At 49.5% G+C, this 22,833-nt stretch carries 18 protein-coding genes; 11 read left to right on the top strand and 7 right to left on the bottom strand.

The annotated features are described in order from the left end of the window. Positions 1–3 precede the first annotated feature (3 nt). Positions 4–1,788: a GMC family oxidoreductase gene (locus tag CTZ24_RS01845; RefSeq protein ID WP_208724641.1), complete on the bottom strand. Its 1,785-nt coding sequence runs from the start codon at positions 1,786–1,788 to the stop codon at positions 4–6. A 2-nt stretch (positions 1,789–1,790) separates the two neighbouring features. Next, positions 1,791–2,525: a gluconate 2-dehydrogenase subunit 3 family protein gene (locus CTZ24_RS01840; protein WP_036626341.1), complete on the bottom strand. Its 735-nt coding sequence runs from the start codon at positions 2,523–2,525 to the stop codon at positions 1,791–1,793. 295 nt (positions 2,526–2,820) lie between these two features. Between CTZ24_RS01840 and sbmA the strand changes: the two genes are divergently transcribed. Continuing rightward, a complete protein-coding gene (gene sbmA, locus CTZ24_RS01835; RefSeq protein WP_021184133.1) occupies positions 2,821–4,062 on the top strand; it encodes a peptide antibiotic transporter SbmA in 1,242 nt (413 codons plus the stop codon). Positions 4,063–4,106: 44 nt separating this feature from the next. Here sbmA and yncE read toward each other — a convergent pair whose 3' ends face one another. The 3 genes from yncE to CTZ24_RS01820 form a co-directional block, all read right to left on the bottom strand. Further along, positions 4,107–5,162 carry a 7-bladed beta-propeller protein YncE gene (gene yncE / locus CTZ24_RS01830; RefSeq protein ID WP_208724640.1) on the bottom strand — a complete coding sequence of 352 codons (1,056 nt, stop codon included), beginning with the start codon at positions 5,160–5,162 and terminating at the stop codon, positions 4,107–4,109. A 210-nt stretch (positions 5,163–5,372) separates the two neighbouring features. Continuing rightward, on the bottom strand, positions 5,373–5,582 hold the full coding sequence (locus tag CTZ24_RS01825; protein WP_013507539.1) for a YdgH/BhsA/McbA family protein: 210 nt from the start codon (positions 5,580–5,582) through the stop codon (positions 5,373–5,375). A gap of 294 nt (positions 5,583–5,876) precedes the next feature. Further along, entirely contained in the window at positions 5,877–7,064 is a 1,188-nt protein-coding gene (locus CTZ24_RS01820) for an MFS transporter (protein WP_208724639.1), read from the bottom strand. 103 nt (positions 7,065–7,167) lie between these two features. Between CTZ24_RS01820 and CTZ24_RS01815 the strand changes: the two genes are divergently transcribed. Continuing rightward, complete coding sequence (locus CTZ24_RS01815; protein WP_208724638.1) at positions 7,168–8,127, top strand: AraC family transcriptional regulator; 960 nt, start codon at positions 7,168–7,170, stop codon at positions 8,125–8,127. Here the strand turns inward: CTZ24_RS01815 and CTZ24_RS01810 are convergent. Both CTZ24_RS01810 and CTZ24_RS01805 read right to left on the bottom strand, forming a co-directional pair. Further along, positions 8,124–9,656, bottom strand: a complete 1,533-nt coding sequence (locus CTZ24_RS01810) for a methyl-accepting chemotaxis protein (protein WP_208724637.1) — start codon at positions 9,654–9,656, stop codon at positions 8,124–8,126. The genes CTZ24_RS01815 and CTZ24_RS01810 overlap by 4 nt on opposite strands. A 91-nt stretch (positions 9,657–9,747) precedes the next feature. Continuing rightward, positions 9,748–10,056 (bottom strand): hypothetical protein, encoded by a 309-nt coding sequence (locus tag CTZ24_RS01805; RefSeq protein ID WP_208724636.1) that lies wholly within the window; start codon positions 10,054–10,056, stop codon positions 9,748–9,750. Between the two features lie 908 nt (positions 10,057–10,964). Here CTZ24_RS01805 and CTZ24_RS01800 point away from each other — a divergent pair. The 9 genes from CTZ24_RS01800 to CTZ24_RS01760 all read left to right on the top strand — a co-directional run bounded on the left by CTZ24_RS01800 (position 10,965) and on the right by CTZ24_RS01760 (position 22,828). Beyond that, positions 10,965–13,169 (top strand): polysaccharide biosynthesis tyrosine autokinase, encoded by a 2,205-nt coding sequence (locus tag CTZ24_RS01800; protein ID WP_208724635.1) that lies wholly within the window; start codon positions 10,965–10,967, stop codon positions 13,167–13,169. Positions 13,170–13,214: 45 nt separating this feature from the next. Next, positions 13,215–13,958 (top strand): hypothetical protein, encoded by a 744-nt coding sequence (locus tag CTZ24_RS01795; RefSeq protein WP_208724634.1) that lies wholly within the window; start codon positions 13,215–13,217, stop codon positions 13,956–13,958. Between the two features lie 239 nt (positions 13,959–14,197). Continuing rightward, positions 14,198–16,351 carry a polysaccharide biosynthesis tyrosine autokinase gene (locus tag CTZ24_RS01790; RefSeq protein WP_208724633.1) on the top strand — a complete coding sequence of 718 codons (2,154 nt, stop codon included), beginning with the start codon at positions 14,198–14,200 and terminating at the stop codon, positions 16,349–16,351. A gap of 91 nt (positions 16,352–16,442) precedes the next feature. Then, positions 16,443–17,321 carry a glycosyltransferase gene (locus tag CTZ24_RS01785; protein ID WP_208724632.1) on the top strand — a complete coding sequence of 293 codons (879 nt, stop codon included), beginning with the start codon at positions 16,443–16,445 and terminating at the stop codon, positions 17,319–17,321. Beyond that, the gene (locus CTZ24_RS01780) at positions 17,318–18,574 is read left to right on the top strand and encodes an EpsG family protein (protein ID WP_208724631.1); all 1,257 of its coding nucleotides are present in this window, start codon (positions 17,318–17,320) and stop codon (positions 18,572–18,574) included. The genes CTZ24_RS01785 and CTZ24_RS01780 overlap by 4 nt, the downstream gene beginning before the upstream one ends. Positions 18,575–18,603: 29 nt before the next feature. Then, positions 18,604–19,641: a glycosyltransferase family 4 protein gene (locus CTZ24_RS01775; RefSeq protein ID WP_208724630.1), complete on the top strand. Its 1,038-nt coding sequence runs from the start codon at positions 18,604–18,606 to the stop codon at positions 19,639–19,641. A 29-nt stretch (positions 19,642–19,670) separates the two neighbouring features. Next, entirely contained in the window at positions 19,671–20,486 is an 816-nt protein-coding gene (locus CTZ24_RS01770) for a glycosyltransferase (protein ID WP_208724629.1), read from the top strand. 106 nt (positions 20,487–20,592) lie between these two features. Then, positions 20,593–21,129 carry a serine acetyltransferase gene (locus CTZ24_RS01765; RefSeq protein ID WP_208724628.1) on the top strand — a complete coding sequence of 179 codons (537 nt, stop codon included), beginning with the start codon at positions 20,593–20,595 and terminating at the stop codon, positions 21,127–21,129. Positions 21,130–21,142: 13 nt separating this feature from the next. Continuing rightward, entirely contained in the window at positions 21,143–22,828 is a 1,686-nt protein-coding gene (locus CTZ24_RS01760) for a hypothetical protein (RefSeq protein ID WP_208724627.1), read from the top strand. Positions 22,829–22,833 lie beyond the last annotated feature (5 nt).

The following is a 22,833-nucleotide window of genomic DNA, read 5'->3' as shown; positions in this document are numbered from 1 at the left end:
TCCTTATGCCTGCACCAGTGGACCGGGGTTTTTCAGATACTGTTCACGGATGGCTTTAGCTGACCAGTAAGTCAACGCTGCCACCATTCCGGTCGGGTTGTACCCCAGTCCCTGCGGGAACGCAGACGCGCCCGGGACAAAGACGTTCGGTACATCCCAGCTCTGCAAATAACGGTTCACTGCGCTGGTTTTCGGATCTTCACCCATGATCGCGCCGCCGCTCATGTGCGTGGTCTGATACACGGTGGTGTCAAAGTGGCTACCCGGCCCTTTCGCGCCGCCGATGATCATCTTCGGGTTCATCGCTTCGGTGATTTTGCGCATTTTGCCGATCATAAACTGCGCCATCTTGATGTCGTTGTCCTGCCAGTCAAAGGTCATACGCAGCAACGGCTGGCCGTAGGCATCTTTGTAGTTAGGATCGAGATCGAGGTAGTTGGCGCGATACGACTGGTGCGCACCGTGGGCATCCATCGAGATGTGATGGTTATAGGTATCCGCCACCGCCGCTTTCCACTTGCTGCCCCAGGTCGGAGTGCCTTGCGGCGTCGGCAGACCCGAAATCGGTTTGGTGCCCGCCTGGTTAACCCAGAACGGCGAACCGCCAACGAAACCATACGGACCGTGGTCGAAGTTGTCGGCGTTGAAATCATCCACCGCCACCCCTGCGCCACCGGCACCGATAAACGGGTTGGTGGTGGTGTTCTTGTCGAACAGCGCTTTCAGCGTCGAGATGTTCTGATAAGCAAAGTTACGGCCTACCGTGCCTTCGTTGGTGATGGGGTTGTACGGCTGGCCGATACCGGACAGCAGCATCAGATGCACGTTATGGAACTGAAACGCCGACAGGATCACCAGATCAGCGGGTTGTACCACTTCACGTCCCTGACCATCGAGGTATGTCACACCGGTGGCGCGTTTTTTGTCGTCGGTCAGATTGACGCGCAGCACGTAAGCGTTGTTGCGCAGCTCAAACTTCGGCTCCTGACGCAGCGCAGGCAAGATGTTCACGTTGGGCGAAGCCTTGGAGTACATGTAACAGGCATAGCCGCTGCAATAACCGCAGAAGTTACACGGCCCCATTTGCGCGCCGTAGGTGTTGGTGTACGGGCCAGAAGTGTTGGCCGACGGCATATCATAAGGGTGATATCCCACCGCTTCTGCCGCCTGAGCAAACAATTGTGCGGAGTAAGTACGCTTCTGCGCCGGTAACGGGAAGTCGCTGGAACGATCGGGCGCGTATGGGTTGCCACCTTTCTCTTTACCCACCAGCTTACCTTTGATGGTCCAGGCGCTGCCGGAAGTGCCAAACACCTTCTCGGCCTGATCGAAGAACGGTTCCAGCTCGTTGTAGCTGACGCCGAAGTCCTGAATCGTCATGCCTTCCGGAATGAATTTTTTACCGTAACGCGCTTCGTAATGGCTGCGCAGATTCAACTCGACCGGATCGACACGGAAATGCACGCCGGACCAGTGCAGGCCAGCGCCGCCGGTACCGGTGCCCGGCAGGAACGCCGCCAGTTGGCGATACGGCACCGCCGTTTGTGAGGCATCGTGTCGAATGGTGACGGTGCTTTTCGACAGATCCTGGAACAGCTTTTTACGGATGTTATAGGTCAGTTCATCAATGGATTGCGGATACGCGCCATCCGGATAGGTGTCGCGGTGTGGGCCACGCTCCAGCGCCACCACGTTCAATCCGGCTTCGGTCAGCTCTTTCGCCATGATCGCACCGGCCCAGCCAAAACCCACCACCACCGCATCCACTTTCTTCAGTTCATTTGCCATGCTTACGCTCTCTCCCCGCGAATATCCACCGACGGGAACGGATAGCGTTCACCGCGTTCCACCCAATCCATATAGTCAGCACGGGCACCCGGGAAGCCGATCAGCTGCCAGCCCACCATGCCCTGATTACCACCGTGGATGGGATCGCTGAAGTAACCCTCGCGGGTGTTCTGCAACAGGAAGGAGAAGAAGGTTTTGGCCGGAAGTTGCGTGAACGCCGCTTTGCCGCTTTCGAAGTCGCTCAGCAGCGCGTCCTGCTGCTCACCGCTCAGCTCAGCAAACACTTTGCCGTGCTGCTGTTTGCTCCAGTTATCGGCTTCCGCCAGACCGAGACGGTAGATCTGCTGCGGCACCAGCGAGAGCTGATAACCCAGCTCTTTTGGCAGATCGGGGTTGAACGGCCCCTGCATATACCAGTTGCTGCCGGTGGCGTACGGGGTGTTCATCTGGCGATCGATAAACTCCGGCACCCCGGCTTCCAGCGCGCCAGGCCCCCGTTCATCGTTGGGGATCAGCCGCGCCACTGCGGCGGTAATCAACGCGAACTCTTCTGCGGTAAACCAGGTGGGCTGATAATCGCGCGCTTTTTGCGGCGCACCCTGTTGCTCTGCTGCACCGGCAGCCATTGGCGCAACCAGTGCGCCCATCGCTGTGGTTCCAACCGCCATTGCTGGCGCCAGAGTGATGGTTCTCAGCAGAAAGTCCCTGCGCGTGTGACCATTTTTGTGTTCTGACATGACATTGCCTCAGTGCCGCATATAATGTGGCATGAAAGGTTAACTAATTGCGTTGTAATGATTTTTATGTGCGGGCTTAAGGATACAGCGCCACCGTTACCGGTAACATTGCGCGCAGTGTAACACCGATGCTGACAAAGATTTAGCGGAAGGAAACAAATTCGCACAAATTAATTAACATTTTGCGCAGCTGCTTTACACCGCAGGCGCGACATTGTCATTGTCTGATACAACAGCCTACAGACAGTTAAGTCCCCAAAACGGTATAAAGGGATCTGATCACAGCGGAGTGTCTATGTTTAAGTCCTATTTTCCCCGGCCAGCGCTGTTTTTCAGCTCGGCTGCCATCTGGAGTTTGATGGCGATTTTTGCCTGGTTTGGCTTCGCCAGCGATTTACCGGCAATGTGGCCCAACATCGCCGCAGCGATGAGTAAACCTTTGCCCGATAATGCGTTGCGTTTTATCGCCGCCAGCCAACTGTGGTTTTACGGCTATTACTGGCTGGTGGTGGCGCTGTTTGCCATTGCCTGGCGCATCGTCGATAACCACCCGTGGCAACGCTGGTCGGTGTGGGGTTCCGCGCTGATCATCTTTGTCACCTGGTTTGGCGTACAGGTCGGCGTGGCGGTGAATGCCTGGTACGGTCCGTTTTACGATTTGATCCAGAAAGCGTTAACTAAAGCGGGATCGGTGCAGATCGGTGAGTTTTACCAGCAGGTTATCGCCTTTTTAGGCATTGCATTAATCGCCGTGGTGATTGGCGTGATGAACTCATTCTTTATCAGCCACTGGGTGTTCCGCTGGCGCACCGCGATGAACAACTACTACATGCACAACTGGCAGCGCCTGCGTCATGTAGAAGGTGCCGCACAGCGTGTGCAGGAAGACACCATGCGCTTCGCCAGCACGCTTGAAGACTGGGGGGTGAGTTTTATTCAGGCGATCATGACGCTGATTGCCTTCCTGCCGGTGCTGATCGCCCTGTCACATCATGTGAAAGATATTCCGCTGTTGGGCAATATCCCTTATGCGCTGGTGATCGCCGCCGTGTTGTGGTCAATTTTCGGCACCGGCCTGCTGGCACTGGTGGGGATTAAGCTGCCAGGTCTGGAGTTCCGTAACCAACGAGTGGAAGCCGCCTATCGTAAGGAACTGGTCTACGGCGAAGATGACGCCTCGCGCGCCTCGCCGCCAACCGTAACCGAGTTGTTTAGTCGCGTGCGTTTCAACTATTTCCGCCTCTACTTCCACTATCTGTACTTCAACATTACCCGCATTCTCTACTTGCAGGTGGATAATGTGTTCGGGCTGTTTTTGCTGTTTCCGTCGATTGTCGCGGGCACCATCACGCTCGGTTTACTCAACCAAATCACCAACGTGTTTGACCAGGTACGTTCATCTTTCCAGTATCTGATCACCTCATGGTCAACGCTGGTTGAGCTGATGTCGATCTACAAACGTCTGCGCAGTTTTGAGCAGATTTTGCAGGATATCCCGCACGAAGAGATGATGCGCGAAGCGGCGGAGTCTGAATAACATCCTTGTAACGGCGCGATTTATCGCGCCGCTACGGATCCTTCTTACAATGCGATACGCAGCACGCTGTCCGGATTTTTCGGTGGCTCTTTACGGGAACCCGGCTGCTTGATGCTGACAAACAGCGTTTTACCGTCGGCAGACAGCGCCAGGCTGTTCGGCAGGCCCGGTGCTTTCACGGTGCGTTTCACCTTGTAGCTGCTGGCGTCGATGATGCTGATCTCACCTGCTTTACGGTGCGTCACATACAGTTCGTCACGGTCAGCGTTAAACAGCACCGCCAGCGATTCCGGTACATCGATCTTGTGGATGACCTGCTGAGTGCGGGTATCCAGCACCAGCACCTGCGGCTGTTTGGAGTCGCTGAGGAAGGCGCGATGGCCTTTGGTATCCAGCGCGATATTCAGGAAGAAGTGATCCTTCTCCGCATCAATTTTCTGACGTTTTTCAATCGCATTCAGACGGGTATTGATGGTGACCAGCTCGCCATCACCGTTGGTGACGTAGAGTTTCTGTGCAGCGGAATCCAGCGCCAGACCGGTCCCCATTTTGCCGGTGTTCGGCACGGTGCTGACTAACTGCAAGGTTTTGCCATCCACCACCCATACCACGCTTTGCGGTCCGAGGCCGGTGATATACACGCGGTCGGTTGCCGCATCGGCCACCAGCTCACGCGGTTGCAGCGGGCGCACATCTTCACTGCGTTTGCGCGCATCCAGCACCAACGTGTTCAGCACCTTGCCAGTGCTGGCATCAATAGCCGTCACCGCCGCATTCACGGTATTACCGATATACAGGGTATTGGTTTTGGTATTGATGGTGGCACCGAAGGCTTTCAGATCGGTGTCGATGGTCTGCTTCACCGCCAGATTTTGCGGGTCGAGACGATAGACAGTGCCGCCTTTTTCATTGGTGGCATTTTGTGACGTCGCGAGGAACAGCGCGTTATCGCTGTTGCTGAACGCCAGTTCATACGCACCTTTAGAAATCGGCTGATTCAGTTCCTGCGCATCAGCTGCCAGAGCAGCAGAACCAGAGAACAGAGCCGTTGCCAGAAACAGTGGACGCAGCACCCACTGCACAGTTTTATTCGCTTTCATGACTTCTCCATAGCAAAACCACCGCCTCACGGCAGTGAATGAAAGCCCGACATTGCAACCAGATAGTTAAAAGCAGCCCGAGGCGGGCCGACGAAGGATATTAGTTTTTGCGAATAGTAATCATTTGCGAGGGAAAGTGACAGGATTTTATCTGCTTAAACGCGGCCAGGGCGCCCGGAGGCGCCCTGTCAGCACAGATTGTTAACCGACTTATTTGGTCAGTTCAGCGGTCATGTGCACGCCGTTGTTGAAGTTGGCTTCGGTCACTTTATATGAAGCACCAGCTTCGTGTGCCTGAGCAGCGATTTTCGCTTCAGCACCGTCCAGAGTAGAAGCGGTAGCGGTCACGCTCTGAGCAAAGCTGGCGAACGGCAGAACAGAAAGGGCAACAACAGCAGCAAAAGTTTTGATAGATTTCATGGTCAATTCCTCGGTCAACGTTTGATTAGGTAAGGCATCATCGCCTTGTTGAGAGATATAATAGGCGGGAAATTGATCAACAAAAAGCGGAGAGATTTGCGGATATCATTCAAATAAACTGAATATAAAAAGCACGATATGATTAGCTTTTATGCAGAGTGTTAATAATCTGCCTTTTGGTTAAAAGGCAGGATTTATCGCTGTGATTGGTGAAGGTTAACGTGCGCGATACATCGTGCCGCTACAGACAGGTGCAGTTTGTAGCGACGCGATGTATCGCGTGGTTTTCATTACCTAACCGTGATGGCGCACGCGGGTGAAAATGGTGATCGCCGCCAGCAGCATTAGTACACCGCTGGAGAGGAACACGCCGCCAGCTCCCTGTAAATCAAACATCCAGCCACCGGCGGCAGCACCGACGGTAATCGCCAGTTGGATGGTGGCGACCAGTAATCCGCCCCCGGATTCGGCATCATCCGGCACAGCGCGTGAAATCCAGGTGGACCAGCCGGTCGGCATCGAGCCAAACGCCAGGCCCCAGAGCGCGACACCCGCCCCCACCAGCCAGGACACGCCGCCAAAACTCACCAGCACCAACGCGGTGACACTCATCACCAGCGCCATGCCACTCAACGTCAACGACACGCTGCGCGTCACCAGATAACCCGCCAGCGATGTGCCAAAAAAGTTTGCTACGCCAAACGCCAGCAACACCAGAGACAGTTGGTTGACGTTGAGCTGGGCCGCGCTTTCGAGGAACGGACGCAGATAGGTAAAGAAGGCGAAGTGACCGGTAAACATCATGATCACCGCCAACATGCCCCAGCGCATCACGCTACGACGCAGCAGGTCGAGCACGCCACCGCTACGCGCCTTGTTCTCCGGCGGCATAGCAGGCAGGGTAAAGAACTGCCAGAACAGCGCCAGTATCCCCAACGCCCCGGTCAGCAGGAAGATATTACGCCAGCCAATCAGCCCACCCAGGTAGCTACCCATCGGGGCCGCGATAATGGTCGCCAGTGAAATCCCGCTAAACACAATCGACAATGCACGCGGCACCTGCTCACCTGGCACCAGACGCATGGTGATGGCGGTTGATAACGTCCAGAAACCGCCAATCGCCATCCCCAACAGCACGCGAGCCAGCAGGATCATGGTAAGGTCCTGAGCAAACGCCACCAGCAACGCCGAGGCAATCAGCAGCAGGGTAAACGCCAGCATCACCATCCGGCGATCGAGACGACGGGTGATATTGCCGATCACCAGGCTGGTCAGCAGCGCCACCAGCGCAGTGACCGTCACCGTCTGTCCGGCCTGCCCTTCGCTGACCTGCAATGCATCGGCAATCGGCGTGAGCAGGCTTACTGGCAAAAATTCGGCGGTAATCAGGCCGAATACGCCAAAAGCCATGGCAAATACCGCCCCCCAGGCCGGTTTCTCTACCGGCAAACTCTGTTCGACGACATCACTATTCAGGCTCATCTGCGATCCCCATCACAAAAAATTAAAATGTGAGCATAGTGAGCAACAGCAAGACGATCTATGATACAAAAACTTTGTTTTTTGATAATTCGTCTGGAATCGTATGAGCCGCTATGAAGATCTGACCAGCGAACTGCTGATGGGCATGCGCCTGTATGGCGTCAAATACCAACGTATCGCCCTTAACGCCCCGTTTGGTCTGCGTTATGACGACGCGCCGGGTCGGGCGCAGCTGCATTTTGTCGGGCGTGGATCGCTGTTGATCCGTTCTGCCTCCGGGACGATCTATCCCCTTCAGGCGGGTGACGCTTTGTTGATCCCACATGGCCGACCGCATGCGCTGATCTCCAGCGAAGAGGTAGAGTGCGAACCGATCAGTACCTTTACCAGCAAACCGATCTGCGCCAGCGTGTGTGCCATTGACGGCGCTGAAGGGGAGTGCGTGGACAACACCGATGTCGTGCTGTTCAGTGCCTGCATGGCGTTTGAGTTGGGCGGCATGCAGCCACTGGTCCACACCATGCCGGATGTGATGCTGGTCAGCACGCTGTTGGCGCAATACCCGGAAATCCAGCCCATTCTCGACGCGATGGAGCGGGAAACGCGCCAACGCCAGGCGGGTTTTGCCGGGATTTTGTCCCGGCTGGCGGATGTGGTGGCGGCGCAGATTGTGCGTGGTTGGGTGGAGAATGGCTGTGGTAAGGGCAGCGGCCTGGTGCAGGCGTTGCGCGATCCGCGTCTCAGCCTGGCGATGGCCGCCATGCATCGTGCGCCGGGGGAAAACTGGACTGTCGAACGACTGGCGCGTGAATCCGGTAGTTCACGCTCGGTGTTTGCTGCACGCTTTCAGTCGGCGACCGGAATGACGCCCCTGCGCTACCTCACCGAACTGCGTATGCGGCTGGCGGTGCAGCGTATCGTCAACGAGGGCGAGGCGATGGAAAGCGTCGCCTTTCATCTGGGTTACGGTTCGCTGGCGGCCTTCAGCCGGGCGTTTAAACGGATTGTCGGACAACCGCCAGGCGCTTTGCGCGCCCGACGGGAGATGCTGCCCGATGTCTAACGGAAAACGCTAATCGCTTCCACCAGGCGGTTCGCCTGACGTGCCATACGGCCCGAGGCTTCCGCCCCCTCCTGCACCCGCGCTGCGTTCTGATGGGTAATATCGTCAAGATCTTCTACCGCCCCGCTCACTTCACTCAGCGCGGTGGATTGCTCTGCGGTGGCGGCACTGATTTGCGCGATAAGCGTGGTAACGTGCTGCACCTGTTCAACAATGTCCTGCATGGTGCGCCCGGCAGCATCAGCGTGCGCACTTCCCGACTGCACGCGGCTGGCGCTGGTTTCCACCAGATTTTTAATCTCACTGGCTGCGGTGGCACTACGCTGTGCCAGATTACGCACCTCACCGGCTACCACGGCAAACCCTTTCCCCTGTTCACCGGCTCGGGCCGCTTCCACTGCGGCATTCAGGGCGAGGATGTTGGTCTGGAAGGCAATGCTATCAATCACGCTGGTGATATTGGCGATACGCTTCGAACTGTCCGCTATTTCAGCCATCATCCCCACCATCTCCTGAACCACCTGGCCGCCCTTCACCGCCGACTGGCTGGTGTTGACGGAGAGGTTATTCACCTCGCTGGCAGTCTCGGTATTACTTTTTACCGTCGCAGTCATCTCGTTCATGGTGGCGGCAGTTTGCTGCACGTTAGCCGCAGCCTGTTCGGTACGACGGCTCAATTCATCGTTACTGCGCGCGATGGCGTCGCTGGCGCTCAGTACATTAATCGCCTGACCGCTGACATCATCCACTAACCAGCGGAACATCAACCCCAATTGGCCGATGGCACGCAACGTGACGCCGATTTCATCTACCCGATCCATCTGCTCCACTTTATGGCTGGCACCGGTCGCCACGCTCAATGCCTGACGGCACATGCGTTCTATCGGGCGGGAAATCTGTTGTTCCAGCCACAAACAAGCCAGCAGCAGCAACACCGCCATACCGCCGGTAAAACAACCGATGGCCAGCGGGGCCATCCCCAGTAACCAGACACTCAACGCCGATAGCGGCAACAACGCCGCGAGGGTGGAACGAATCCGCCAGCGCAGTGGCAGGGTTTTCAGCACCGAACTAAACCGGCTCACAATCAAACCCTTATGGAAGCGCCGCCCTTTGGCACGCCCTTCGCGGAAATCACGATACAGCGCTTCTGTCTGGCGGATCTCCTCGGATGTCGGTTTGGTACGTACCGACATATAACCCTGAACCTGCCCCTCACGCACCACCGGAATGGCATTGGCACGCACCCAATAATGATCGCCATTTTTGCGGCGGTTTTTCACCAGCGCAGTCCAGGGTTCTCCCTGCTTTAACGTTGCCCACATATCCGCAAAGGCTTCTGGCGGCATATCCGGGTGGCGCACCATATTATGTGGCTGACCATTGACCTCTTCCGGGCTAAACCCGCTGACTTCAATAAAAGCGTCGTTGGCGTAGGTGATATAGCTGTTGAGATCGGTGGTGGACATCAATGTGGCATGATCGTCGAAGACGTATTCGCGCTGAGTGATGGGCTGGTTGTTACGCATGAGTCAGTCCTTGCAAGGCCCGCAGAGGGTGAAGTATTGATAACGCTTTTTTATATTTTCGGCAGGTAATGGTCCTGACTTTAGCGTGGCTTTATAATTTTAGAGTCAGACCCCACGGGGGAGAAGCGCTGCGGTGTGCTTTAACAGAGGGATAAATCAATAAAATTTTATTTAGAGTAAATAAAATCAATGTTTTATCATAAAAATCAGTTTCCCCTCCTGGCCACGCGCTGATATTGACAGCCCCCTCGCCAGAAAGACGGACGATAAATCGCGTAGTTCCAGTGCCACTCCCCTTTATGTTTTTCTGCTCCCGGCAAAAAACATTATTTTCCGGTCCAGTCAGGAATAGCGAATACCCCTGAACCCGATAAACAGACTCAGTCGTCAGGTTAATCATTCAGGTTCAGATCACTGGTTATGGCTGGTCATATTACCTGGCCTCTGCCAACCCTGGCTTTAAGTTCCTGTTAAAACACGGCCTAACACCTCTGCATCACAATTTCTATAAGATAATTACTGAACTCCCAACACACGAAACCGCCGTGCGGAGTGCAATACGGCCGTGAGAAAATGCCTTTAATGCCTTCCGACCAAATGGCTAAAATCCTAAGACCACGCACGCAGGAAAAAAATCATCTCAATAAAAACGGCAGCTTATTAATTTAACTATATCGCCTGGTAATATTTTTATTCTTTAGCAGAAATAATATGCCAATCTAAAATGAATAGCCAAAATCTTAGATGAGATTGTCATTCAATCAAAGCCACGCGCATTTTAGGAAATTAGCTATATTCCTTTGCCCCCAATTGGAAGATATTACTAAGCATGACAAAGATGTTTTCTTGTAAGAAATTCACCCGGGCAGCAGCTGTTTTTTAACTGCCTAAAGACCAAATTAAGATTTACATTCATCAAAAAAATAATAACGATGCATCACATTTTTACGTTAAGTTAGCGATTTATGGCTACAGACACACACCAGAGGCCGTTTTTGTGTAATATGATGAATATTAATGGATTATTATTAAATGATATTCTGTTCGCTTAGCCACATTCAGGGCCATTAATAAATAGAGAAACAGCGAGCAATTAAAATTTATTTATTTAACCACTGCAACAACAGCATGGTTCTCCAACAGGGACGTACCACTGGCAGATAAGACGAAATTGAAAATATTCATACCGTACTGGCAGTAATGATGTACTGCTATCGCGGAGCTTTTGATGCTGTTTATCAATTTATTGCTCAGGCCGGTAATTGTTGGGCTGCAAGGCCCACTGGTGGATTTCACGGGAATCATGGCATGACAACCACTATTAAACATAAAATCGTCACCGCCAAATCAGAAGAGATCGATTTGGGGCGCATTTACGGTGGGCTGCTGGATCATCGTAAATTGATTATCGCGGTGACCAGTGTCGTTACCCTGTTTGCGATTGTTTATGCACTGTTCGTCACGCCGGTTTATCAGGCGAATGCGATGATTCAGATTGAGCAAAAGCAGGGGAATGCGTTGCTGAATAACATCAGCCCAATGCTGCCGGATACCGAGCCCGTCTCCGCGCCCGAGATCGCATTGCTGCAATCGCGCATGATCCTCGGCAAGACCGTTAATGATTTGAACTTACAGGCTGTCATTAGCCAGCAATATTTTCCGCTGTTTGGCCGTGGATGGGCAAGGTTGACGGGAGAGGTGCCGGGAAAACTCAGCATCAGTCAGTTGTATCTGCCACGTACAGATGAAACCCCGCCGCGCATTACCTTAACCGTTGTGGATAACGAGCGTTTCCTTGTCGAGAACGGCAATGTCCAGTTCTATGGCAACGTCGGTAGCCCGATCACCCGCGATGGCATGTTACTGAATGTCGATAGCATGCATGCCCAACCGGGGACGAAATTCACCGTGAAATATATTTCACGCCAGGCGGCTATTGCCAGCCTGCTGGATAACTTTGATGTCGAGGATCAGGGCAAGAAAACCGGGATCCTGCTGCTGACATTGAGCAGTGATGACAAAGCCAGAGCCGCATCGATCCTGAATGTAATCAGCGAGAACTATTTAGAACAGAACGTTGCCCGGCAACGGGCTGAGGATACTAACAGCCTCGATTTTCTGCATCAGCAATTACCACAGGTACGCAGTGATCTCGATGCAGCAGAAGACAAAATGAATCTTTACCGTCGCCAGGTAGACTCGGTGGATTTGTCTCTGGAGGCGAAAGCCGTGCTTGATCAAGTGGTGAATGTGGATAGTCAGCTGAATGAACTGACGTTTCGTGAATCTGAAATTTCACAGTTATATACCAAAGATCACCCGACCTATAAAACGTTGCTGGACAAGCGCCAGACGTTATTACAGGAGCGCGACGATCTGAACAAGCGTATTTCCACGATGCCGGCCACCCAGCAGCAAGTTGAACGTCTGAGCCGCGATGTGGACTCCGGACGTGCTATTTACATGCAGCTACTTAACCGTCAGCAAGAGCTGGGCGTGGCGAGATCAAGCATCATCGGTAATGTGCATATTATTGACACCGCTGTGACGCAGCCGTCTCCTGTTCTGCCGCAAAGAACAAATATGGTGGTGACGGCCCTGGTCGCCGGATTTATTTTCTCGCTGATACTGGTTGCCGGGAAGATGTTATTGCGTCGGACAATTGCATCAGCTGAGCAACTGGAGCACATCGGGGTGAGTGTGTATGCCAATGTGCCGGTGTCCGAATGGTTGAATAAGCAGAATCAAGGCGTGAAACGCTTCGGTAGCAAAAAGTCGGTTGTGGGGAGCAAGTTCCTGGCAATTGAAAACCCTGCTGACCTGGCGATTGAGGCATTGCGCAGTCTGCGCACCAGCCTTTACTTTGCGATGCTGCAAGCCAGAAACAACGTGTTAATGATCTCTGGCGCCACGCAAAACGTCGGTAAGACATTTATTGCCAGCAACTTAGCGGCAGTGGTCGCTCAGTCAGGTCAGAGGGTGTTATTTATTGACGCCGATATGCGTAAAGGCTATGCCCATAAGCTGTTTAATCATCGTGGGAATAAAGGGTTGTCAGACATTATCTCTGGTCAGGTCAACGTGGTTGACTTAGATAAGAAAGTCCCTGGTGTTGGCTTCGATTTTATATCACACGGAAGCATTCCTCCGAACCCGGCAGAATTGCTCTCGCATAAGAGATTTGAAGCTTTATTAACCTGGGCATCGAATAATTATGATCTGGTGATTGTTGATACTGCGCCGATTCTGGCAGTCACCGATGCCGCAATCATTGGACGCTATGCAGGCACGTCCATGCTGGTTGCGCGATTTGAGGTCAACACCATCAAAGAAGTGCAGGTCAGTATCAAACGCTTCGAACATGTGGGGGTGGAAATCAAAGGATGCATTCTTAATAGCGTGCTCAATAAGGCAAGCAATTATTATGTCTATGGATATAGTCAATATAATTACGCCTATGCAGATGAAAAAAAGGATAACAAGACTGAGTCAATGAAAATGCCCTCTGTGTAACCAGGGTGTTTTTAAACGCTAAACTCAATGGTTAAAGGTTTTCCTATGCGTAAAACAATCTTCGTTGTAATTTTAAGCGGTAAAAATTATAAAGACTCACGCGTTCTTAATGGCATGATGAATAAATCTTGTGCCGATACCGATCTCCTGATCATCAATCGGGGACCGAATCCGCTGCGATTTGATAAAGACTTCATTCATACCCTGGGCTTTTGTGTCAATAATATCGACATTAAAGAGTCAATTGGTGATCTGCCATTGGGCGAAGTCTGCAATAATGTTATCAGCAAAAATGCAAGCTATGACCGCTTTATTTTTTGCGATGATGACAGTATTCTGAACAAAGAATATATAAAACGTCTTGATCGCTACCATAAGCAAGGCGTGGACTTACAAATCCCGAGTATTCGTGGGCGTATCGATGGCCGGGTTTATTATCCAATTATTAATGAAGCGGTGTGTAAAGCCGCCGACGGTTTCAACATCAACACCGAGAGCACGGTTAAATCATTGGGGTTAGGTCTGGTGATCTATCGCTCATTAATCGAGAAGTTTTCAGCAAGAAATATGGGCGTATTCGACAGCCAGTTTGCATTAAACGGTTGTGATACTGGTTTTTTCAGTCGACTCGACTTGTTGAAAACGGAGCAGATCAATATTGCCATACAGGTTGTTAACTCACTTAATTATGCCCTGGTGCAGTCGCAAGGGATAACCAGTAAATGGCGCGCGCTGGACAAACTGCGCGATAGTTTCTTATCGGTAAAAATGAGTCGTTTTCGCTATTGATATGGATGAAAGAAAATAATAACACTTACGACAGAAAATTTTCCGGGACATTTTTAATTTTTAAAATCCTTGTATCAAGAACGTAAAACTAATAGCCCATTTTTTATTTTTTGGATTTATTTTATATGACTACTTTACAGCAGCGCATACACATTCAATCTGAGTGTCGTCTCTCTCCGTCGATCATCTGGCGCGGGCTATGCCTGTAACTTCTGTACAAAGATAACAGGATAAAAACCATGCCCATGAAACCGGTTGTAAACATGCTAATGGATGACGAAGAGGGGGTCGATACCAGTCGACTGTTCGCGGAACTGCTCGAGTCCCGCTATTTGATACTGGTTATCACCGTCAGTTTTATGCTGATGGCGTGGGTCTATACGTTACTGACGCCCGTCGTTTATCAGGCCAATGCACTGATTCAGTTAGAGCCGCAACGTGCCAACGCTATTCTGGCTAATCAGAACAGTACGCCGCTGCCTGATGGCAAACCGGTGTCAGCTATCGATGTGAAATTACTGCAATCACGCCATATCCTCGGTGCGACGGTTGACGACCTTAATTTGCAGGTGGTGGTTGAGCCGAAGCACATGCCGATTATTGGTTCAGCGTTGGCAACGTTGACAGGAAAATCTTCGGGTGAAATTGACGTCAGCCAACTTTTTTTACCCGGCACCACTGACGACAACAGCGAGCAGGTGACATTAACGGTGCTGGATAGCCGCCATTATCAGATTAACTGGGGCAATGCCTCCTTTGTGGCTGAAACCGGCAAAGTTTTTGCGCACGCAGGCATGCAAATCCTGGTTGCCAGCATCAACGCGCTGCCGGGGACGCAATTCACTGCGACTTATCTCTCCAGACTGAACGCAATCAACAGGCTTCAACATCAGCTGAGCGCGCAGGACCCGGATATCAATAGCAGCATGATCAGACTGACGTTGACCGGAGAAGATCAACACGAAACCATGCGGGTGCTGGATAATATCGCCTCACATTATCTTCACCAGAATATTAGCGAGCAGGTTGCGCAGGATAGTCGCAGCCTGGTGTATTTGAACCAGCAGCTCCCCGAAGTGCGCAGTGAGTTAGACCGTAATGAAGATAAGCTGAATGCTGCCAGAGAAAAAAACGGCACCGTCGATCTGCCGCTGGAAGCGCAATCGGTGCTTGACCAGTCGGTAGATATTGATAATCAACTCAATGAGTTGACCATCAACGAAGCTGACATCTCACAGCTCTATACCAAAGATCATCCGATGTATAAAACGCTGCTGGATAAACGCCAGACGCTGCTGGCAGCAAGAGATGGGTTGAAAGAGAAGATAGCGGCGATGCCCGCCGTGCAGCAGGAAATATTACGCCTGACCCGTGATGTTGATTCCGGACAAACACTTTATATGCACTTGCTGAGCAGACAACAGGAACTGAACATCGCCGTATCCAGTGCAATTGGCAATGCGCGCGTGCTTGACCATCCGCTTGATGATCCTGAACCGGTTTCACCGAATAAATACCTCATCATTATTCAAGGCTTGTTGCTTGGCCTTTTAGTGTCGATAAATGTGATTTTTATCCGATTTGTACTGGATAAAGCGGTGGAAACATCAGAGGAATTAGAAGAACAGGGAATGACCGTTTATTCCAGCATTCCGTTTTCACCCTGGCTGGAAAAAAGTAATAAGAAGAACATCTACAAAATGGCAAAAGCCTTTCTTCTGCGGGAAAACCCCACGGATCTGGCGATTGAAGCGTTGCGTAGTTTGAGAACCAATATACATTTTTCCATGCTGGAAGCACGTAACAACATTCTGATGATTTCAGGCGCCAGCGCCAGTGTGGGGAAAACCTTCATCAGCACCAATTTCAGTGCGGTGATGGCGCAAACAGGGAAGAAAGTGCTGCTGATTGATGCTGATTTAAGAAGAGGCACCGCGCATCATATTTTCAATGTTAAGGAAAAAGCAGGATTATCAAATATTCTGGCGGCGAAGTATCCCATTGAATCAATCCAGCCAATAACCATCAGCGATGATCTGCACTTTATTGGTCGTGGCACCCTTGACCAGGGTTTTACCGAACTCCTGATGAGCCGACGGTTTGGTGATCTGATGCGCTGGGCTGAGAAAAATTACGATTTAGTGGTGGTAGACACGCCCCCGGTGCTGGCCGTTACGGACGCGGAGATTATTGGTGCCTACGCCGGAACGACCATGCTGGTAGTACGCTGCGAAAAAAATACCCTCAAGGAAGTTGAAATCAGTCAGCGTCGTTTTGAACGCAACGGTATTCATATTAATGGATGTATTCTGAATGGGACCAAACTTCGTTCCTATGGATATTACCGTTACAGCAATATCCAATATACTTATGAGTCCGCCAGGCAAGGATAAAATAATTATTCACGCGTAGCTACGCACTTAATTAACTTTAACATTTCACACGAAGTGGAATGTCCATTCTATTCCCCAGGAGATCAGCATTATGAATGCTAAGTACGCAGCACGACCTTTAGTGACGATTTATATTCCAACCCACAATCGCTCGTCACTGGTTAAACGTGCCATAGCATCGGTTCAAAACCAGACCTATACAAACCTGGAAATTATTATTTGTGATGATGGTTCGTCTGATAATACCCAAATGGTGATTGCGGAGATGAAAAAACGGGATGGCCGCATTATCTATCTTAGAAATGATGTCCCGATGGGAGCCTGTTATGCGCGTAATCGTTGCATAGCCATCGCCAAAGGTGAATTTATTACTGGCCTGGATGATGACGACTATTTTCTGCATAGCAGAATCGCGAATTTTGTCACTGCCAGCCAGAGACTGAATAAATCATTTCTTTGCGCCAACATGATCTTCAAAAATCGTCACATTGAGAAAAAATGGAAGAGTTATGTCGGTGACATCACACTAAATATGATGGGATTTAAAAATTGGGTGGGTAACCAGGTATTCATCGAAACCCGCATGATGAAAAACATTGGTGGCTTTGATATCAACTTTCCTGCCTGGCAAGATTATGACCTCTGGTATCGCATGATCATGCAGTATGGTTCATGTTACAGAATTGATGACGCCAGCTATGTCGTTAATATTGAAGATGATCGCCCACGTATTACCACTGGCAGCAAGGCATGGCAGGGTTATCAAAAATTTATTACGACACATAAACCTTCTCTGAGCCGTCAGCACCTGAACTCGCTCTATTTTCAGGACAAACTGAACAGAAAGGATGAAATTAATCTCAGAGAATTCTTCTACCACCCCAGCATTGATAATCTTCTGATCCTTGCCAGACATAAAATCAGAAAGCTTATTAGCATTCAGAAACAATCACTAAAGGTCCGCTTATGATGATGAGAATGAATAAGCTAATGCCGCTGAGCTTAGCAATGAGCATGACCATTCCAATAGGTGGGTTGATACTTTCCTTTTTATCTCTGGATAAAAAAGGGATGAACCGACTGCCCTTTCTGGTGATGTCGATGTTCTATTTCTTTCTGCTGATCAAGATACCGCCATTAGGGGATCTCTACAGGCGCTATCTGGAAATCCATGCTTATGGTCCAGGTACGCATTTTTCTGATATTGCCAGTGCCCATACCGATATCCTGCTTTATGTTAATGGCTGGATTTTCCAGCTGCTGAATATTCCGTTCTTTTTTATCCCGGCATTTTACGGTGGCGTGATGTGTTACTTGTTACTCGCTGCATTCCGTAATGTGACATTGATAGACAGTTCGGAAAGAGAAAACAGGGAGATCTCATCGACCAGGTTGGCCCTCACCTATTTTACGGTTTTTTCGGCGCTGAATATTTTGAACCTCGTGCTGGGTATCCGCTACGGTACGGCACTGGTGTTTATGATTTATGCCGTTACCTGTTACTTCAGCAGAAGCAAACTGCGCTGCGGTGTATTTGTGCTGCTTGCATTGCTGATGCACTTTTCGATGGTGTTTGTCTCTCTTGTCTTCGTGGCAAGCCTGTTCTTTAAAGTTGAAAAGAAATTTGTCTTACCGTTAAGCATCTTCTTCTGGCTGCTGAGTTCTGTGGCACTGCGTTCAATTCTGCCCAGCATCGGGTTTATGGGCATTGGTGACTATGCTATGGGGGGTTATGTTGATGGTAGCTTTAGCGCAACGCCCAATGACAGCAACACCATTATGGTCGCCATTATTACCCGTTCACTCGGATTGGCTTCTTTCGTTTTCTATCTTTTCAGCAAAGGAGAGGTGAAAGGTTTTGATCGGTTTTTAAACCTCTTCATTCCCTGCTGTTTCATCATGTCTGTCTCATATACCGCAATGGGGCGTTATCTCAACATTGCACAATATTTGCTGGCGATCCGCATTTGTTATGTGTATTTGTTCTCAACCGGAGTTGACTCGGCAAGATTTCGCCTGCTACTCAGAAACTATCTTGTCGTATTTGCGTTACTTAGCTTGCTGATTATCAATATTTATACCCAACGCAGGACGTTAACGATGGGTGGACTCTGGTCATACGCCTGGACCAGCCCGGTTTTTCTGCTGAATTACAATGAACAGGACTTTGAGAAATATCTCAATGATATTGATTATGACGGCTACTGGATAAAACACAGATAACCTTACTACCCTATTAAAAGACCCAAAAAATGAAAAATAAAATCCTTTTTATTGTCCCAAGTTTGAAAAATGCGGGACCGGTTAACGTATGCCTTAATATCATCAAAAACCTGCCTGCGTTTTATGATATTGAAGTTCTGGCGCTGAATGGTGGTGAAAGGGAAGAGGAATTCGCCACGCGGGCTAAAATCACCGTCTTCAAACGTACCGCCATATTACAGATACTGAGATTTATCCGTAAAGGTGGCTTTTCGGTTATTCATAGCCACTGTACCGTCTCGGATATATTTAACTATTTATCGTTCCCCTCTGTACCACAAGTCACCACGATACATAACTATTTCGAAGTGGATTTTGTCCAGACCAAGGGATTCGTTAAAGGCATGCTCGAAGGCCTGGTCGGGCGTTATATGATTCGCCACTTTCATAAAGTCGCCTGTTCTTATGCGGTGATGAAACATTGCGTCAATTACCATGCGATGCATAACGTCACCGCCATTCCCAATGGGGTTGAGCAGCCGCGTCCACTACAACATCAGAATCATGACAATGAGGTCCACTATTTTTATTTAGGTGTACTTAACAAAAGAAAGAATGTTCAGCAAATTCTTGAAGCCTTCAGTGGCTGGTGCCAGGGGAAAATGGCAAAGCTGCATATTATTGGAGCAGGTAGCGATGAAACGTTTCTGCGCCAAAAATTCAACAATGAGAAAATTATTTTTCATGGCAGTACCGACCAGCCGCATGCGGTGTATAAAGATTTTGATTGTTTTATCTCAGCGTCTCATGCCGAAGGGCTGCCATTAGCATTGATTGAGGCGATGGCTTCAGGAAAGACCTTTATCTGTTCAGATATCGAACCTCATCAAGAGGTACATAACGCCTTTGAACAAAAAAGCGGATATTTATTTAACAAAACCACGCATGGTTTGATCTGCTGCCTCAACGAGTACTACCTGTCCGATGAAAAAGCCAGTCTGGCGGATAACGCCAAAAATAATTATTTAAAAAATTACTCAGCCAAAAAAATGGCACTTAGCTACAGCGAACTTTACCAAAAAATCTAAATTATTCTACACACAGCAAAAGGTGACTTATGTTACAACAACATTTTTCCGTGTTGATGTCCCTATATTATAAAGAAAGTGCTGAAAACCTGGATAGTTGTTTTCGTAGTCTGGAACAGCAAACTCTTCAGCCAACCGAAATAGTTCTGGTTATGGATGGACCTGTTGGACCCTTACTGGAAAAGGTGGTTTCACGCTGGGAAGATAAACTCCCCATCCACCGGGTGCAACTGGAAACAAATATTGGTCTGGGATTAGCACTGGCTGAAGGAATGAAACATTGCTCATATGAATATATTGCCCGAATGGATACCGACGATATATGCCTGCCGCACCGTTTCCAGCGGCAAATGACATTTATGTCAGAAAACAATGATGTGGCCTTGTTGGGTTCCGCAGTGATTGAATTTGATGAAGAAGGTCAACATCGACTTAAACGCTTACCTGAACTGCACGCTGACATTAAACATTTCTCACGGTTCAAAAATCCGTTTAATCATATGAGTGTCGTGTTTAGAAAATCCGTAGTGGATCACGTTGGAGGTTATCAACATCATCTATTTATGGAGGATTACAATCTGTGGTTAAGAATAATCGCAGAAAATTACACAACACATAATTTAACAGATATTCTGTTGAACGTGCGGGCAGGCTCTGGCATGTTAAAGAAACGCAGGGGTTTGAACTACATCAAAAGTGAAGTCTCTCTTTTTAATTTGAAACGCAAATTGAAAACGGCTTCGGTAGTTAACAACCTTGCGGCTTTTCTCGTTAGGGTATCTACCCGCGTTGCACCAGAAAAATTTCTTGAGCTTCTGTATCGTGTAGACAGAGCCAAAATTTAATTTTTTACTTTTCATCCCATCATACTTATTTTTTAAATAATAAAATTTTGTTCTTACAGGATATTGCTGTGAACAGGATTAATGACTATCCGGCGTAAGGTGAATCATGACGAACATCATTCGTAGCCTCAAACTGACATTATCTGAAGTTAAAATGAATCCTGGCATCAAATCCAAGCTGGTTGTACTGCTGTACCGCCTGGCTTCTTTACATGCTAAACGGGTGCGGGTGTTTTATCCCATAACGCTGGCTTTTGTTATTCTGCATAAGTTCTTTAACGAGTTTATGTTTGGTGTGGAAATCTCCTATCGGACCAGGATCGGTCATGGATTTGTTATCTGGCATGCTTACTCCGTCATCATTAACAGCGGTTGCGTGATTGGAAAAAACTTCAATATTCGACAATGCTGCACCGTCGGAGGGAATAGATTGCCGTACCCTAAACATTTTATCATTGGTGATAATGTTTCTATGGGCGTGAACTCCTGCATCCTCGGTGATGATATTGAAATTGGCCACAATGTCATGATTGGCGCAGGGGCCATTGTCATGACCAATATTGCTGATGACCACTACGTGGTCGCACAGAAACCTTTTATTAAAACTCGTAAGTTTCAATCAGACGCGGTGCGTGTAGCCTGAAAGGTATCCCAGAATGAAGTTTATCTATGTTGATCCTTCAGCGACGGTTCCGGGTAACGGGAGCCTGGAAAAACCTTATCGCACGATGGATGAGGTAATTTCATCCGGAGTTAGCCATCCTGTCACCGTATCAATTAAACGTGGCACACATTTCTACTGGTCCTATATCAGCCAGAATGTAATGGCTTTTTTCTTAAATCGTTCTGGCACGCAGAGTGTTCTGACATCCTATGGTGAGGGTGCTTACCCGATTTGGTATCCTAAAGACGCTGCCACACGTCACACTGATACCCTTTTCCAGAATTTTAATATCAACTCGTTACAGCTTTCCTCTCCCCCTGGTGAACAACATACCGGTGGCTATTTGTATGGTTCGCTCAGAGGGGATGCCAATGGGATTTGCAATCTGGAAATTCACCATATTAACTTTATTGGTGATCCCGCCGCGATAGCAGGTTCCGCTCCCGCCAAAGAAGTGGCATGTATCCACCTGACCGTTAAAGACAAAACAAACATCGCCCACAAAGTTTTTATTCATGATATCTATGGCGATAACATTAATTGCGGCATATTCATTCGTGGCAACCCCCATCTTTCAGAGCCTGATACCTATTATGGTGATCAAAGAAAAAGCTATGGGGTACGTATTCTTGATGTTTCTTTCACCAACATTGTTAATTACGGTGTCTTATTATCTGGTGCGGCCAGTAAAAATAAAAACCGTGATGTTCGTGGAGATGAATGGGAATCTGGCTGGGATAATATTTATTACTCGTCCTACCGTACCAATGTGTATAACCCGATAAAAGATCCCCATGCATGGACCACCGCCCGTGCGGATGTCCCGCTGTGGATGACCATGTGCGCTTACGCCACCGGGCAGAATTTTGAGGTGCATGGGTCCGGGCCAGCCGCGCCCGATCGCTATGCGTTAGATTTGGATTATCACTGCAATCATTGCCTGTTACGTTGGGGTTATCTGACCAATAATGCCAAACCGTTTATGTTCGTTCAGGGTCCCTTCTCCAACAGTTGGTATCATGCTAACGGTTATAAGCCGCTCAATGATGACATCTATACGCTCTACCATACCCTTGGCCTGGGTTGTGTGAATAACGTGATTGAATACATTGTTTCCTATAACGATGGCGTCGCGCGAACACAACGCAGCGAGGATATTTACTGGAAAAAAGCCTGTTGTTTTTGGTATTGCTATAACAATGTCGTGCGAAATTGCCTGTTTATTGACACCGTTTCTCAGGCCAATGACCATGTTCTTTTCTGCAACCCACGCAAAGAGGACAATCCAGCCGCCCTTGCCATGACGCTGGAGAATTGTATTTTTTACTGGAAACACCGTGACAATTCCAATCTGATCAGCCCTGCGGAAGTGTCCGAATTTGGCACGTTGCTGACCAAATACGCCTTCAAAAACTGCATCTTTTACTCTGAAGCCTGGTCATCCGCCGCTCCCGCCGCCCTGGCGGGTGTCTCCACCAGCGAGTTGCAATATGTCGATCCTAAATTCCGCTTTACCCTCCCCCTCGTGCCGCCGGCGGGTATGAAGGAAGCAAAAAATATCCTGCAACTCGCCAGCGATTCACCCGCCCTTAAAACCGGGACAACCAATACCGGCCTGGATATATGGGGAAACACTGGCAACAACATTGGCTGGCAGCAGCAACCGACGGCGTTGTAATAATA

The organism is Pantoea phytobeneficialis (assembly GCF_009728735.1).
Lineage (GTDB): Bacteria > Pseudomonadota > Gammaproteobacteria > Enterobacterales > Enterobacteriaceae > Pantoea > Pantoea phytobeneficialis.
Note: the sequence above shows the minus strand (reverse complement) of the source record. Positions and strands in the feature narration are given on the sequence as shown.

What these genes read in the sequence shown, in the direction of transcription:
- CTZ24_RS01845 (WP_208724641.1), bottom strand. Translation starts at nt 1,788, where the DNA reads ATGGCAAATGAACTGAAGAAAGTGGATGCGGTGGTGGTGGGTTTTGGC.
- CTZ24_RS01840 (WP_036626341.1), bottom strand. Translation starts at nt 2,525, where the DNA reads ATGTCAGAACACAAAAATGGTCACACGCGCAGGGACTTTCTGCTGAGA.
- sbmA (WP_021184133.1), top strand. Translation starts at nt 2,821, where the DNA reads ATGTTTAAGTCCTATTTTCCCCGGCCAGCGCTGTTTTTCAGCTCGGCT.
- yncE (WP_208724640.1), bottom strand. Translation starts at nt 5,162, where the DNA reads ATGAAAGCGAATAAAACTGTGCAGTGGGTGCTGCGTCCACTGTTTCTG.
- CTZ24_RS01825 (WP_013507539.1), bottom strand. Translation starts at nt 5,582, where the DNA reads ATGAAATCTATCAAAACTTTTGCTGCTGTTGTTGCCCTTTCTGTTCTG.
- CTZ24_RS01820 (WP_208724639.1), bottom strand. Translation starts at nt 7,064, where the DNA reads ATGAGCCTGAATAGTGATGTCGTCGAACAGAGTTTGCCGGTAGAGAAA.
- CTZ24_RS01815 (WP_208724638.1), top strand. Translation starts at nt 7,168, where the DNA reads ATGAGCCGCTATGAAGATCTGACCAGCGAACTGCTGATGGGCATGCGC.
- CTZ24_RS01810 (WP_208724637.1), bottom strand. Translation starts at nt 9,656, where the DNA reads ATGCGTAACAACCAGCCCATCACTCAGCGCGAATACGTCTTCGACGAT.
- CTZ24_RS01805 (WP_208724636.1), bottom strand. Translation starts at nt 10,056, where the DNA reads ATGATTAACCTGACGACTGAGTCTGTTTATCGGGTTCAGGGGTATTCG.
- CTZ24_RS01800 (WP_208724635.1), top strand. Translation starts at nt 10,965, where the DNA reads ATGACAACCACTATTAAACATAAAATCGTCACCGCCAAATCAGAAGAG.
- CTZ24_RS01795 (WP_208724634.1), top strand. Translation starts at nt 13,215, where the DNA reads ATGCGTAAAACAATCTTCGTTGTAATTTTAAGCGGTAAAAATTATAAA.
- CTZ24_RS01790 (WP_208724633.1), top strand. Translation starts at nt 14,198, where the DNA reads ATGCCCATGAAACCGGTTGTAAACATGCTAATGGATGACGAAGAGGGG.
- CTZ24_RS01785 (WP_208724632.1), top strand. Translation starts at nt 16,443, where the DNA reads ATGAATGCTAAGTACGCAGCACGACCTTTAGTGACGATTTATATTCCA.
- CTZ24_RS01780 (WP_208724631.1), top strand. Translation starts at nt 17,318, where the DNA reads ATGATGATGAGAATGAATAAGCTAATGCCGCTGAGCTTAGCAATGAGC.
- CTZ24_RS01775 (WP_208724630.1), top strand. Translation starts at nt 18,604, where the DNA reads ATGAAAAATAAAATCCTTTTTATTGTCCCAAGTTTGAAAAATGCGGGA.
- CTZ24_RS01770 (WP_208724629.1), top strand. Translation starts at nt 19,671, where the DNA reads ATGTTACAACAACATTTTTCCGTGTTGATGTCCCTATATTATAAAGAA.
- CTZ24_RS01765 (WP_208724628.1), top strand. Translation starts at nt 20,593, where the DNA reads ATGACGAACATCATTCGTAGCCTCAAACTGACATTATCTGAAGTTAAA.
- CTZ24_RS01760 (WP_208724627.1), top strand. Translation starts at nt 21,143, where the DNA reads ATGAAGTTTATCTATGTTGATCCTTCAGCGACGGTTCCGGGTAACGGG.